The organism is Colwellia sp. RSH04 (genome assembly GCF_003545765.1).
Lineage (GTDB): Bacteria > Pseudomonadota > Gammaproteobacteria > Enterobacterales > Alteromonadaceae > Colwellia.
In genome coordinates this window covers 118,614-131,660 of record NZ_QXIO01000006.1, presented here as the reverse complement: position 1 = coordinate 131,660, position 13,047 = coordinate 118,614, and the positions used below count along the sequence as shown (strand labels likewise).

Below are 13,047 nucleotides of genomic sequence, written 5' to 3'. Positions count from 1 at the left end.
TGATTATTCCTCAGTTTCTTGTCGGCTATTTGAAGAACCAGTATTAGGCGAGGGTTGATTCTCTTTACTGTTTGCAAGCCACTGGTTCAGTGACCATTTATCAATAAATGTTAACCACTGTTCTCTTGAGTATTCACTACCAGCAAGCAACTCAGCGGTGTCTTTCGATAAAATCATTTTGCCTGATGCGGTAGATACATACATATGTGGGTAACCTAATACAGGAGGTAAGGCATCCATAAAGGCTTCGTTTTCATTACTGTCGCTGACATTAATTTTTAACAGCACATAATTAGCATGAAGCGCTTGAAATATATCGGGATTTTTTGCTAAGAAGTCATCCATTTTATGACACCAGCTACACCAGTTACCGCCTATTTCTATTAATACCTGGCGATTGGTTTCTTTGGCTAAGGTTAATGCGCTTCGAGCATCTTCAAAGGGATCACGCGTATCGTCATAGATTTTACTGTATTCAGGCAACTCGTTAACAATTGAGTTTAGCGTTGTTGAGGCAAGTACATTCACAGAAAATAAAAATGTTACGCCAAGTATAATAGATATTAATTGCTTCATTGTTTGTATTTCACATTATCTAGCTAGTTAGCTTTGGTATAAATTGCTCGGTTAAAACAAGAGACCTTGTAAAGAATAACTATATTTCAAAATAGTTGGTCTGTCTTTATGTCAAATTTCTTAACTTGGCTTTATAATAGCCGCAATTAACTAATTTGAGGAATTCTTCATGCGTCCAAGCGGCAGAACATTAGGGCAAATTCGCCCAGTAACGATCACTCGTCAATTTACTAGTCATGCTGAAGGTTCAGTATTAATTGAATTTGGTGATACTAAAGTCATTTGTACTGCATCGGTTGAAGAAGGTGTGCCACGCTTTTTAAAGGGCCAAGGTAAAGGTTGGGTTACTGCTGAATATGGTATGTTACCTCGTTCTACACACACGCGTATGCGTCGTGAAGCGGCTTCTGGTAAGCAAAGCGGTCGTACATTAGAAATTTCTCGTTTAATCGCGCGTGCACTTCGTGGCGCGGTTGATTTAAAAGCCTTAGGCGAAAACACAATTTCGGTTGATTGTGATGTTATTCAAGCGGATGGCGGTACACGTACAGCCTCTATCACAGGTGCTTGTGTTGCTTTAGTTGACGCACTTAACTACATGCGTGCAAAAGACATTATTAAAACGAACCCGTTAAAATACATGATTGCAGCAGTCTCTGTTGGGGTTTATCAAGGTGAGCCTGTTGCTGATTTAGACTACGCTGAAGATTCATGTGCTGAAACAGACATGAATGTAGTCATGACAGATACAGGCAAGCTCATTGAAGTACAAGGTACAGCGGAAGAAGAGCCGTTTAGCTTTGATGAAATGAATGCCATGATGCAATTAGCAAAAGATGGTATTAATGAATTATTCGATCTTCAAAAAGCAGCATTAAGCTAATTTAATTAATCTTTAGGGAATTTACACATGAAAGATTATCAACGCGATTTCATAGAATTTGCATTATCAAAACAGGTATTACGTTTTGGTGAGTTTACTTTAAAATCTGGCCGTACTAGCCCTTACTTTTTTAATGCTGGATTATTTAAAACTGGTGGTGATTTAGCGCGTTTAGGGCGTTTTTATGCTGCTGCACTAGTTGATGCCAACATTGAGTTTGATTTAGTTTTTGGCCCAGCTTATAAAGGCATTCCTATTGCGACAACGACTACCGTTGCTTTGTTTGATCAACATAACCTTGATGTACCTTACTGTTTTAACCGTAAAGAAGCGAAAACGCACGGTGAAGGTGGTTCATTAGTGGGTGCAGATCTTAATGGTAAGGTGATGTTGGTTGATGATGTTATTACCGCAGGTACAGCCATTCGTGAATCAATGGAAATCATCAAAGCGCATAACGCTGAATTATCAGGCGTATTAATTGCACTTGATCGCCAAGAAAAAGGCCAAGGTGAGTTATCAGCCATTCAAGAAGTTGAGCGTGATTTTGGTACACAAGTTGTGTCAATCGTAAAATTGGCTGACGTGGTAACCTACTTAGAAGAGAAGTTAGCGACTAAACCAGACAACGCTGATGAGTTGGCTACAAGTTTAGCCAGTATTAATCAGTATCGCGAAGCCTACGGTATTTAATATATTAGCTCTATATTACTTATAAAAAGCCTTTAAGTGTTTCGACTTAAAGGCTTTTTTATTGGTTTTAATCTAAAGGAATTTAATTTTTAGAAAGAATTATATTAACTTTGCTGCTTTTCCTTGTTGATCAAACACCACGCTTGATTGCATTAATTGGTTCTTGTTTAAATATTTGGCAATGGTGGTAAAGGTTGTTGTATAAACCTTGCCATCATGATCTTTAGTCGTCACATCATCCATAAACGCACTGCCTAGCATTAATTTAAACGGGCTAGTTTTTACGCGTTGTGGCTGAAAATGGTTTTTAGCGTTACGCTTTAATCGTGCTATATCGGTTGTTTGGTAAATCGACGCATTTATTATATCCAAGGTATGTTCTGTACAATTTTGAAATTGATCATTAAACGGGTTCGCAATAACCGAATAGTGACTATTGTGAACTGCTTTGTTTTTACCAGAAGCAATAGCTTCGATTAAACGATGCTGCAAATCTTTAGTCGGAATAATAATGCCTGCTTTTAACTCTTCTGCCCCCCAAAAGAAGTCAGTAGGGTAATCAACAACTAAAGAGCTGGTGTCTAACTGCCCTTCATTTTGATACAGGTTATGAATCGCATAACCTCTGGCTGTTTTACCGTTTCCTAATTCAATGTTTGAGTAAACAGCAATTGCCGTGTGGGTAAAACTAATGCCTTTTGGTAAATCTTTTTTAGGGCGACCCATGCGGGCAATAATAAAAGCCCTAGCACCTTGTTTGGCTGCATATTTTTCTACCTGTTTGGCAAATGTGGTTATTTCGTTGGCAGAATGCTTAGGATCTACATTTTTTGTACTGCCAGCATGTGCTGTGGTGATGCTAGAAATTACCGCAATAGATAACGCAAAAATTGTGTATTTTGATGTAGCAAATAAATTGAAGGCGCTCATTATTTTTGCTCCGTTGTTTTAATTGTGGTCTTAGTGGTAACTTTGGTTTTAGTCGTTTCTACGCTTTTTTGTTGCATTACCGTTGCGGGTGCTGGATCTGCGGTGATTGTGATATCAGATATTATCAATTCATCTTCATCTTTATGTTCAAATTTAATGCTTTGTACTGTTTGGGCTGCAGCACTCATTGTTGCGGCACCTGAGGTGGCAATTTGACTACCTACTTTGTCTGAACCTGCACCAGCACTTACTACGCCGGTACCAAGCATTGCACCTCCTGAAACAGCAACGGGTACAGCGACCACTGCAGCTGCAACCTTTGCCGTCGAGGCTGCACCATGAGAAACGGCTAGTGCAGAATGCTTACCTGCTTTACTAGTATGCTGGGCTGAATCAGCCGCAACAGCATTAGTGGTTAATGAAGCGGCTAATAGCATTACGGCAATGCTATTAATAAATTTCTTTGAAGTCGGTTGTTTTGTTGTCGATTGAATTTGAGTCATTGTGTTAGTAGTAAACATCATTATTTTCCTTATTTGTTTTAGTTGCTAGCCCTTGCTAACTGAGTGCAAATATAGATTTAAGGATTGTTTGTGTAAACTATGTTGTCGTGTGTATACTGTTAAACCACTAAAAGTATTAAATAAATATACCTTGAAGTTGTTATGAGCCAAATTAAACAAATAAGCAACACGTTAAAGGCGTTGTTACGTCAACAGCACATTACTTATAAAGATATTGCTAACCATTTATCGATGAGTGAGGCTAATGTTAAGCGAATTTTTTCCACGCAATCTTTTGCCTTAGACCGATTGGAGGAGATTTGTCAGTTACTCAATTTGAGTTTGTCAGATTTGTTTTTAATTGCTGAAAAGCAACAAGATCAAATCTCGCAACTAACACCAGAACAAGAAAAAGAATTAGTGACTGACACTAAACTGTTCTTAGTTGCCGTTTGTGTGAAAGACTCGTGGACCTTTGCTGATATTCTTAAATATTATCAAATCACTGAGCATGAATGTATTCGATTATTGGCTAAATTAGATAAGCTTAAAATGATTCAGCTACTGCCTAATAATGAATATAAGTTATTAATTGCACAAGATTTTCGCTGGATACCCAATGGACCGCTTGAGCAAAATATTGCCACCGACGTATTTAGTGAATTTATGCATTCTCGCTTTAAAGGTGAAAATAATTTTCGCTTTTATTTGCGTGGTACGTATTCGCAATCTTCTATTGATATTATTCAACGTAAACTTAATCAATTAACCAAAGAAGCGGCCTTACTTAATCAAGAAGATGCAAAAATACCGCTAGACAAAAGACAGCATATTGGTATGTTGTGCGCCATGAGACCGTGGGAATACACCCCGTTTGCTAAATTAAGAAAACCGACATAAAGGAATATTCATGAAATTATTTAGTCAATTAATTATCGGCTTTTTAATGGTTACTTCGCCGACTCTTTTCGCTAAGCAAGCAACGTGTTTAGATTTTTCATTTGAGCAAAAAGATATTGAGCAGCAAATAGCAGCAGGAAAATATCGAGAAAGCCATAACCCTTTGGCAGATGAGCGCATTCACTTTAGTTTTGAAACGAATTTAAGCTTTGATCAATATATACAATATAGCCATCAGCTTATTGCAGCGCAAAACCCGAGAGCTGAATTACCTTGCCCAATTTATACTAAAACCTTTAATCAACTTGCTGTATTAAATAGCTGGGCTAAAGAGCCGACGATAGCTCAGTTAGTTGCTCCCTTTGAATTAACACAACCCGATGCTAAAAAAGCGGTTTTATTGATTCATGGCTTAACTGATTCGCCATACTCATTCCATGATTTAGCGCAGTTCTTTTATCAACAAGGTTTTACGGTAAGAACGTTATTATTACCTGGTCATGGTACTGCTCCAGCACAATTGCAGGATGTGAGTTATCAAGAATGGCAGCAAGCAGCAAAGTATGGCATTGAGCGCACCCTACAAGATTTTGAGCAAGTTTATCTCGGCGGATTTTCTACAGGTGGCGCACTGATTTTTGACTACTTAATGCACCAAGAAGTAGTTGATGAAAAAATTTCAGGCTTACTGATGTGGTCGCCTGCCTCTAAAGCAAAGAGTGATCTGGCTTGGTTAGCGAAATATGTCGATTATATTCCTTTTGTTGATTGGATTGATTTGTCGATGGATGCTGATTTTGCCAAGTATGAATCATTTCCGTATAACGCAGGGGCGCAAGTGCACAGCTTAATGAGTCGAATTGTCGGTAAAGATGCATCTAGTGAAAGAAAAATGCACAACATCCCATTATTTGTAGTCGCTAGCGAGCATGATCAAACTATAGAAACTCAACAAACATATGTGTTAATTAATGAGTGGCAACAAGGAAAAGAAAGCTATAAGGACGATCCAAGTCGTTTTGTCTTTTATGGCAATAAAGCAAGTATTCCTGCGTCTTTACAAGAAAGTATTCAAGTAATTAATCCTCAGTGTGAAAGTAACTCATTGTGTAAAGACATATATAATATTGCGCATACCGCCACGACCAACTCACCAGATAATCCACATTACGGTATTAATGGGCAGTATCGAAATTGTGAACACTACATTAAAGATATTGCCCGCTTTAGTGCCTGTAAAACGAGCCAAGAGGTGATCAAAGGTGAACTGACCGAAGAAAACTTAACGAATGCTAACTTACTACAGCGCTTAACCTACAATCCCCATTACCAAGACATGTTGAAATCCTTACAACAATTTATTGCAGCGATTAAGTAACCGCAATGAACAACCCCTACATACAGCTTAAAGCATAGCTTAAGGTATAGTATTAAAATACTTTAAGCTGTATGTTAAGCTACTTATGATAACAAGGTTTATTTAGTGTATTCTTTGATTCATAGTGTCTCTTGTCAACAAGACGAAACACTTAAAAGGAATCAAAAATGACTACACCGACTTTAGCGACACAAGTAACGACTCAAGCAACAATTCAAGCCACTATTCCGACAAAATCATATACCTTAGCTTCTGTAGCCGCTTTACTTATTGGCAGCTTTGCTTATGCAATTGGTTTATATAATGCTGATATGGCGCTTAATGAAAAAGGCTATTACTTAATTGTTCTGTTGTTTGGTTTATTCTCTATGGTGTCAGTGCAAAAAGCAGTAAGAGATGAACGTGAAGGTATTCAAACTTCTAAAATTTATACACGTATTTGTTGGGCGTCTTCCGCTATTGCCATTAGTTTATTAATCATAGGTTTATATAATGCGCAATTGTTATTAAGCGAAAAAGGCTTTTATGCCATGGCCTATACCTTAAGTATTTTCTCTGTCGTTGTAATGCAAAAGAATATTCGTGATAAAGCCTGTGCTAACAAGACAGATACTGGTTTAATTCAAGATACTGACATTGAATTAGAGGAATAAAAAGAGTGGGCGACTCAATGTAATGAAGTCGCCCATGTCAATGTAAAATGCGAATATGAGTTTTTCATGATGAACTAAAGACTAGCGCCAATGAAAGTGCTGGTTTTTAGCGCGCGTACTTTAACCACAGTTTAAAGAACACTGCATTACAGGTTGGGTTATCGTCCATTTTACCATCACGATCACAGTCAGAGCCGGTTAACATTGTAACAAAAGGGCGACCTTGTTCATCAACATCATCCGTTGAGGCAGGCAACATCTCACTCACTTTCGGTGATTTATCAATAAAGTCAGCGACATCTGCATATGTTAAGAACTCTTCTTTAGAAATAAGGTGACTGATATCACGCGTTTTGCTTTTTTCAGCAAAAGCAAGGTTAGAGAAAAGAGTTAATGCAATAAATATTAGCGTGATGAAATTCATAGGGATTCTCTTTACTTTTACAATATCTCTGTACTTTTTAATACGACGGATGTGCGCTATTTTAAGGTATTTCTACTCGCTATATCCAGATAATAATTGTTGCCAATGCTCTTCATTAAAATGAAACTTTGGGAGCTTGTTTAGCTCTTTTAGAAAGGAACGTTTTAGGCGATCAATATTTCCTTGCTGCCACTTATTACTATGGTTTGTTCTTACTTCACCTTGATCGAAATCGATAATAAACACTTGTTGTTTATCATTGATTAAAATATTGTGCGCATTTAAATCATGGTGATAAATATTGTGTTGGTGAAATCGTTTTATGATGGCGCCAATACGTTGCCAAACTGTGTCATCAAGCGCTTTTTCACTAAGTATTGCCACTAAATCTTGGGCATTCTCAATGCGACTCGATAATAAATCAGCCTGATAAAATAAACCACGACGCTTAACGCGAAAGGCAATAGGCATGGGGGCAGGTAAATCAAGGGTGTGTAAATGATGAAGTAGGGTAAATTCTTTTGCTGCGCGAGTTTGTTCCATTCCCGTAAAAAGGTAACTGTCGTTAATTATTTTTCCAATGAGCCCACCACGATAATAGTGACGAAGTACCCATTGCTGATCGGGGTTTTCTGGCTTATCGTCGTCATGATATTGAATAAACCATGTTGTTCCGCGACCTTGTGCACTGCCTGTTATAGCATGCTTTGCTTGCCAATATTCAGCCGATAACATCTCAACTGAAAAGTGACTGATTTTATCGCTTACGTATCGGCAATAATTATTTTGGTGTGTTAATTCGTTTATCATGCTTTTTTAATGGTTAAGTTAATCGCAGTGCTTGTTCAGGTACTACCTACTGCTAAGTGACCTTTTAATAAATCATCTTGCCATGAGAGCTTGTACATAAGCTAGTGAAAGTTGACTTGCTCCCTGATTAGCCAATACGACTTTATGAGCGTTTTCACCAAGCTGTTGTCGTTGCTTTGCATCTAAAAAAAGTGACGAGACGCATTCGGCTAATTCAGTACTGGTACTCTCTAATTGTTCACTTAATGCTTCGTCACTTAATTGAATAATGCCTTGCTGGTTTTTTAGTTGTGCCAGTACTTCGGTGAAATTACTCATATTACTACCTACGACAATTGGCTTTTTAAATAAAGCGGGCTCAAGCGGATTATGACCACCGACCTCACTAAAGCTGCCGCCCATCGTTACTACATCAGCGAGAGCAAAAGCTGCCATTAGTTCACCTAAAGTATCAAGTAGCCAAATATCTTGTTGACTCACTATGGTTTTTTCACTGCGCTTGGCTAGAGTAAAGTTATGTGAAAGACATAAGTTGGCAACGTCATTAAAACGTTCAGGATGTCTGGGTACTATGATAAGTAATGCATCGTTGTGTTGCTGTTTGATGAGTTTAAAAGCGGATAAAACAAGTGATTCATCACCAGGGTGAGTACTAGCAACTAACCACACCTTTCTAGGGTTAATTTCAGTAAATGCACAATATTTAGCGAGTTCGGCTTGTTTGGCATTAAGTTCGTCATTAATGCTGATATCAAATTTTAAGTTTCCGCTTACCTGTGTACGATGTGTTTGGCATCCTAAGTGAAGAAAGTTCTCCATGTTACCTTGACTTTGACACAATATTTTATCAAAACGGTTAAGGGTAGGTTTTATTAACGCTTTGATTTTACTATAACTTGTTACTGATTTTTGCGATAAACGACCATTGATTAACAATAACTTTATGTTGCGACTTTGGCTTTGTGCGATAAGGTTCGGCCACAATTCAGTTTCCATAAAAATCATTAATTGTGGTTTTAATCGCGTTAAAAAAAAATAGGTACAAGGGATAACATCAATGGGTAAATAGCAATGTTGCACATTATCGCCAAAAAGTTTTCTCACTTGAGCAGAGCCTGTTGGCGTAAACGTTGTTACGGTGAGTGGTATATCAGGGTAGCTTGCGAGTAATTGTTCAATAAAATGCTTTAGTGCGATAACCTCCCCAACACTGGCGGCATGCAACACTATTCCACCTGGCTTAATATGACTTGGGCTGATTCCTAATCGCTCAGTAAGTCGTTTTCTATAGTCAGGGTTACGACGAGATCTAACAAGCAGCGCAATAACTAATAGCGGCAGCAACAATAAGAAAAACAAACGATAAAATAGCAAAGAGAACATAAATTGCTCTATTATGATAATGTCGGTAGATTATACTAATAAGTTAAAATTAACATAAACAAATTTACATTTAATTTAAGCATCTGCATTATGAATAATAAGCCAAGCACTATGAAATTATTGTTACGCGTGCCTGCACGTGCGACCGCATTTAGCTTCATCGCACTACTTATGATGAATAGTAGTTATGCTCAACAAGCCCCTTCAACGCAAGAAAAACCATTACCTATACCGAGTCGTTCTGCGGCTAAAATTGAAAAGCTGCCATATAGTAGTACTGCTCGTATTCAAGCCAATAAAGATCATGATTTTTTATTGGTAGGAGACTATTTAACCACTAAAAAAGTTGTGAAGGAGCAAACAAAAGCGCAAGCAAAAATAAACTCAACAGGTGGTGTTATTGTTTTACACGATTGCCATTCTAATAGAAGCCGTTACCAAACCTTAAGTGAAACGATTGCCTTACAAAACTTGCATACATTGTCTATGGATTTACGAGGTTATGGTGAAAGTATTGCCCAAGGATATTCTGAGCTTGATATTAAAAAGAATGCCAAAGATATTGTGAGTTATCAGAACGATGTTGCTTTATTAACGACCTATTGGGCAGATGATTTAGTAGCGAGTTACGATTATTTACGAACAAAAATGGATAAAGATAAGGGTATTGCTGTGGTAGCCAGTGGCTGTGCTAGTGCTTATGCGGTGTCGTTAGCGGAGAAAATCCATATCAGTGCTTTAGTGCTAATTACTCCTGAAATGGGCTATAGCGATAAAGAGCGTTATAAAAATTTAATTGATATACCCACTTATTTTATTGGTTCTGCTCATCATCAAGCGAGCTATTCAACGGCGAAAGAATTATTTGATTGGAACGGCGCTAAATATACAAAGATGCAAACCTTTAAAGGTGATAAAACCAATCGTCATTTAATTAATGCTAATGACTCTTTGGTGAGTGATATTGCTTTATGGCTCAAATCTATTTTGAAATAAAGCGATGAGTTGGCATGTTATCGTTCAAAAATAGTATCTAAAATAATCGCTGAATTCGTTCTTTGAACTCCGTCTGTTGAACATACCACATTGAGCACTTCACTTAGCTTTTCTAGCGTGCTTGCTTGAATTGTAACCAATAAGTCATATTCACCGCTAATTGAGTGAATATGACTAATTTGCGGAACTTTTCTTAACGCGACACAGATGGGTTGGCGCAAACTTGGTTTTACCTTTAATGACACGTTAGAAGAAATGAGACCGCTGGTATAAGCGCTATCTAGTACAACGCTATAGGCTTTAATAACATTATTGTTTTCAAGTTTGTTTAAACGGTTTTGTATTGCTGTTCTTGAAACACCAGTCGCTCGGGCAATATCAGAAACACTGGCTCTGGCATTAACTTGTAATATTGACAGCAATTCTTCATCTTTTTCAGTAAGCAAACTATACTCCGCTTTCACAGCTACATTCATAATCTAGCTAGTAATGTACACTTTGACAGGTAAATATGTCAATTTAACTACAAAAAAGGTTAAATCAACAAGTAGTGCCACTTATATTTTGATAGTGACAACGTTGATAATAAGCTTATCAAAGCACATTAATTTTAAGGGATTCACATGACTGGTTCTGTATCTAAACAAGGTTTTTTTTCACATTTAACTGAGCAAATAGATCAAGTTAAAGCAGATGGTTTATATAAAGCCGAACGTATTATTACTACAGCTCAACAGGCAAAAATTGCCGTAACTACAGGCGAACAAGTGGTTAACTTCTGTGCCAATAACTACTTAGGCTTAGCCAATCACCCTGAGCTTATTTCGGCAGCAAAAACAGGTTTAGATGAACATGGTTTTGGTATGGCATCGGTTCGTTTTATTTGTGGTACGCAAGATATCCATAAAGCATTAGAGCAGGGCATCAGTAAATTCTTGGGTATGGAAGATACCATTCTTTACTCTTCATGCTTTGATGCCAATGCTGGTTTATTTGAAACCATTTTAGGGCCAGAAGATGCCATTATTAGTGATGCACTAAACCACGCCTCTATTATTGATGGTGTACGTTTATGTAAAGCTAAGCGTTTTCGTTATGCCAATAACGACATGGCAGCATTAGAGCAGTGTTTAAAAGAAGCAGATGAAGCAGGCGCGCGTTTTAAATTAATCGCAACCGATGGTGTTTTTTCAATGGACGGTGTCATCGCTAACTTAAAAGGTGTGTGTGATCTGGCTGATAAATATAATGCGATGGTCATGGTAGATGATTCTCATGCAGTAGGCTTTGTCGGTGAACAAGGTCGTGGTAGTCATGAGTATTGTGAGGTGATGGACCGTGTCGATATTATTACTGGTACGCTCGGTAAAGCGATGGGCGGAGCATCTGGTGGTTATACCTCAGGTAAAAAAGAAGTGGTAGAGTGGTTACGTCAACGCTCGCGCCCTTATTTATTTTCTAACTCGTTAGCTCCTGCAATTGTTAACGCCTCATTAAAAGTGCTTGAACTACTAGCTGATGGCGATCAATTACGTGCCACATTAAAAGATAATGCCGCTTACTTTAGAAAAAACATGGAAGCTGCGGGCTTTACGTGTGCAGGTGCTGATCACGCTATTGTGCCGGTGATGTTAGGCGATGCTCAAGTTGCTAGTGACATGGCAGACAAATTATTAGCCGAAGGCATTTATGTTATTGGTTTCTCTTTCCCTGTAGTGCCAAAAGGCCAAGCACGTATTCGCACGCAAATTTCAGCCGCGCATACCAAAGAACAATTAGACAAAGCGATTGATGCTTTTACCCGTATCGGCAAAGAAATGGGCATTATTTCAGCCTAAATTAACGCTAAATAGAGAGAAAACTACAATGAAATCTTTAGTTAAATTAAAGCCTGAAGTCGGTATTTGGTTACAAGAAACAGAAAAACCTGAAATTGGTCATAATGATATTTTAATCAAAATCAATAAAACCGCTATATGCGGCACTGACATTCACATTTATAACTGGGATGAATGGTCGCAAAAGACCATTCCAGTGCCTATGGTTGTTGGTCATGAATATGCTGGCGAAGTGGTTGGTATTGGCCAAGAAGTTAAAGGCTTTAAAATAGGTGATCGAGTGTCTGGTGAAGGTCATATTACCTGTGGCCATTGTCGAAACTGTCGTGGCGGTAGAACGCACTTATGTCGTAATACGGTTGGTGTGGGCGTAGATCGTCCCGGCGCTTTCGCTGAGTATTTGGTTATTCCTGCCTACAACGCGTTTAAATTGCCTGATGAAATTTCAGATGATTTAGCCGCTATTTTTGACCCTTTTGGTAATGCGGTACATACTGCTTTGTCGTTTGATTTAGTCGGTGAAGATGTGTTAATTACTGGTGCTGGCCCTATTGGTATTATGGCCGCAGCGGTAGCAAAACACGTAGGTGCTCGCCATGTTGTGATTACCGATATCAATGAATACCGTTTAGATTTAGCTAAAACCATGGGTGCTACCCGGGCTGTAGATGTAAGCAAAGAAAACTTAGCTGATGTCATGAATGAACTAGGTATGACTGAAGGTTTTGATGTAGGCCTTGAAATGTCGGGTGTGCCAATGGCCTTTACGAGCATGTTAGAGAACATGAATAACGGCGGTAAAATAGCCATGTTGGGTATTCCAGGTAATGATATGGCGATTGACTGGAGTAAGGTTATTTTCAAAGGTTTAACGATAAAAGGAATTTATGGTCGCGAAATGTTTGAAACTTGGTATAAAATGGCAAGCCTTATTCAATCAGGTTTAGATTTATCACCGATGATCACTCATCATTACAGCATTGATGACTTTCAAAAAGGTTTCGATGTGATGCGTTCAGGTCAGTCAGGTAAAGTGATTCTTGATTGGAATAAATAACATCAATTTAACAAAGTAACAGT

At 38.2% G+C, this 13,047-nt stretch carries 15 protein-coding genes; 8 read left to right on the top strand and 7 right to left on the bottom strand.

Annotation, left to right across the window (positions count from 1 at the left end; translation table 11 throughout):
* Positions 1 to 3: 3 nt before the first annotated feature.
* On the bottom strand, positions 4 to 576 hold the full coding sequence (locus D1094_RS11665; RefSeq protein ID WP_118960278.1) for a thioredoxin family protein: 573 nt from the start codon (positions 574 to 576) through the stop codon (positions 4 to 6).
* A 169-nt stretch (positions 577 to 745) separates the two neighbouring features.
* Here D1094_RS11665 and rph point away from each other — a divergent pair, with 169 nt between their 5' ends.
* Positions 746 to 1,459, top strand: coding sequence for a ribonuclease PH (gene rph, locus D1094_RS11660; protein WP_118960277.1), 714 nt, complete (start codon positions 746 to 748; stop codon positions 1,457 to 1,459).
* Positions 1,460 to 1,486: 27 nt separating this feature from the next.
* Positions 1,487 to 2,152, top strand: a complete 666-nt coding sequence (pyrE, locus tag D1094_RS11655; RefSeq protein WP_118960276.1) for an orotate phosphoribosyltransferase — start codon at positions 1,487 to 1,489, stop codon at positions 2,150 to 2,152.
* Between the two features lie 99 nt (positions 2,153 to 2,251).
* Here the strand turns inward: pyrE and D1094_RS11650 are convergent, their stop codons facing one another.
* On the bottom strand, positions 2,252 to 3,082 hold the full coding sequence (locus D1094_RS11650; protein WP_118960275.1) for a DUF2145 domain-containing protein: 831 nt from the start codon (positions 3,080 to 3,082) through the stop codon (positions 2,252 to 2,254).
* On the bottom strand, positions 3,082 to 3,606 hold the full coding sequence (locus D1094_RS11645; protein WP_182440169.1) for a hypothetical protein: 525 nt from the start codon (positions 3,604 to 3,606) through the stop codon (positions 3,082 to 3,084). Before D1094_RS11645 ends, D1094_RS11650 begins: the two co-directional genes overlap by 1 nt.
* A gap of 141 nt (positions 3,607 to 3,747) precedes the next feature.
* On the opposite strand from D1094_RS11645, the gene D1094_RS11640 reads away from it, so the two are divergent.
* From D1094_RS11640 to yiaA, 3 genes are all read left to right on the top strand, one after another.
* Positions 3,748 to 4,485: a helix-turn-helix transcriptional regulator gene (locus D1094_RS11640; RefSeq protein WP_118960274.1), complete on the top strand. Its 738-nt coding sequence runs from the start codon at positions 3,748 to 3,750 to the stop codon at positions 4,483 to 4,485.
* A gap of 10 nt (positions 4,486 to 4,495) precedes the next feature.
* The gene (locus tag D1094_RS11635) at positions 4,496 to 5,863 is read left to right on the top strand and encodes a carboxylesterase (RefSeq protein ID WP_259337931.1); all 1,368 of its coding nucleotides are present in this window, start codon (positions 4,496 to 4,498) and stop codon (positions 5,861 to 5,863) included.
* A gap of 167 nt (positions 5,864 to 6,030) precedes the next feature.
* Positions 6,031 to 6,516, top strand: coding sequence for an inner membrane protein YiaA (gene yiaA / locus D1094_RS11630; RefSeq protein WP_118960273.1), 486 nt, complete (start codon positions 6,031 to 6,033; stop codon positions 6,514 to 6,516).
* A gap of 106 nt (positions 6,517 to 6,622) precedes the next feature.
* Here yiaA and D1094_RS11625 read toward each other — a convergent pair whose 3' ends face one another.
* The 3 genes from D1094_RS11625 to waaA form a co-directional block, all read right to left on the bottom strand.
* Positions 6,623 to 6,940: a hypothetical protein gene (locus D1094_RS11625; RefSeq protein ID WP_118960272.1), complete on the bottom strand. Its 318-nt coding sequence runs from the start codon at positions 6,938 to 6,940 to the stop codon at positions 6,623 to 6,625.
* A 72-nt stretch (positions 6,941 to 7,012) separates the two neighbouring features.
* Positions 7,013 to 7,750: a 3-deoxy-D-manno-octulosonic acid kinase gene (locus tag D1094_RS11620; protein WP_118960271.1), complete on the bottom strand. Its 738-nt coding sequence runs from the start codon at positions 7,748 to 7,750 to the stop codon at positions 7,013 to 7,015.
* A gap of 72 nt (positions 7,751 to 7,822) precedes the next feature.
* Positions 7,823 to 9,133 carry a lipid IV(A) 3-deoxy-D-manno-octulosonic acid transferase gene (gene waaA, locus D1094_RS11615; protein WP_118960270.1) on the bottom strand — a complete coding sequence of 437 codons (1,311 nt, stop codon included), beginning with the start codon at positions 9,131 to 9,133 and terminating at the stop codon, positions 7,823 to 7,825.
* 90 nt (positions 9,134 to 9,223) lie between these two features.
* Between waaA and D1094_RS11610 the strand changes: the two genes are divergently transcribed.
* Positions 9,224 to 10,129: a hypothetical protein gene (locus D1094_RS11610; RefSeq protein ID WP_118960269.1), complete on the top strand. Its 906-nt coding sequence runs from the start codon at positions 9,224 to 9,226 to the stop codon at positions 10,127 to 10,129.
* A 17-nt stretch (positions 10,130 to 10,146) separates the two neighbouring features.
* Here the strand turns inward: D1094_RS11610 and D1094_RS11605 are convergent, their stop codons facing one another.
* Positions 10,147 to 10,605: an Lrp/AsnC family transcriptional regulator gene (locus D1094_RS11605; protein ID WP_259337930.1), complete on the bottom strand. Its 459-nt coding sequence runs from the start codon at positions 10,603 to 10,605 to the stop codon at positions 10,147 to 10,149.
* Positions 10,606 to 10,752: 147 nt separating this feature from the next.
* Here D1094_RS11605 and D1094_RS11600 point away from each other — a divergent pair, with 147 nt between their 5' ends.
* On the top strand, positions 10,753 to 11,967 hold the full coding sequence (locus D1094_RS11600; protein WP_118960268.1) for a glycine C-acetyltransferase: 1,215 nt from the start codon (positions 10,753 to 10,755) through the stop codon (positions 11,965 to 11,967).
* 28 nt (positions 11,968 to 11,995) lie between these two features.
* On the top strand, positions 11,996 to 13,024 hold the full coding sequence (gene tdh, locus D1094_RS11595) for an L-threonine 3-dehydrogenase (protein WP_118960417.1): 1,029 nt from the start codon (positions 11,996 to 11,998) through the stop codon (positions 13,022 to 13,024).
* Positions 13,025 to 13,047: the final 23 nt, after the last annotated feature.

Coding starts and splice junctions, on each gene's coding strand:
- D1094_RS11665 (WP_118960278.1), bottom strand. CDS start 576: ATGAAGCAATTAATATCTATTATACTTGGCGTAACATTTTTATTTTCT.
- rph (WP_118960277.1), top strand. CDS start 746: ATGCGTCCAAGCGGCAGAACATTAGGGCAAATTCGCCCAGTAACGATC.
- pyrE (WP_118960276.1), top strand. CDS start 1,487: ATGAAAGATTATCAACGCGATTTCATAGAATTTGCATTATCAAAACAG.
- D1094_RS11650 (WP_118960275.1), bottom strand. CDS start 3,082: ATGAGCGCCTTCAATTTATTTGCTACATCAAAATACACAATTTTTGCG.
- D1094_RS11645 (WP_182440169.1), bottom strand. CDS start 3,606: ATGATGTTTACTACTAACACAATGACTCAAATTCAATCGACAACAAAA.
- D1094_RS11640 (WP_118960274.1), top strand. CDS start 3,748: ATGAGCCAAATTAAACAAATAAGCAACACGTTAAAGGCGTTGTTACGT.
- D1094_RS11635 (WP_259337931.1), top strand. CDS start 4,496: ATGAAATTATTTAGTCAATTAATTATCGGCTTTTTAATGGTTACTTCG.
- yiaA (WP_118960273.1), top strand. CDS start 6,031: ATGACTACACCGACTTTAGCGACACAAGTAACGACTCAAGCAACAATT.
- D1094_RS11625 (WP_118960272.1), bottom strand. CDS start 6,940: ATGAATTTCATCACGCTAATATTTATTGCATTAACTCTTTTCTCTAAC.
- D1094_RS11620 (WP_118960271.1), bottom strand. CDS start 7,750: ATGATAAACGAATTAACACACCAAAATAATTATTGCCGATACGTAAGC.
- waaA (WP_118960270.1), bottom strand. CDS start 9,133: ATGTTCTCTTTGCTATTTTATCGTTTGTTTTTCTTATTGTTGCTGCCG.
- D1094_RS11610 (WP_118960269.1), top strand. CDS start 9,224: ATGAATAATAAGCCAAGCACTATGAAATTATTGTTACGCGTGCCTGCA.
- D1094_RS11605 (WP_259337930.1), bottom strand. CDS start 10,605: ATGAATGTAGCTGTGAAAGCGGAGTATAGTTTGCTTACTGAAAAAGAT.
- D1094_RS11600 (WP_118960268.1), top strand. CDS start 10,753: ATGACTGGTTCTGTATCTAAACAAGGTTTTTTTTCACATTTAACTGAG.
- tdh (WP_118960417.1), top strand. CDS start 11,996: ATGAAATCTTTAGTTAAATTAAAGCCTGAAGTCGGTATTTGGTTACAA.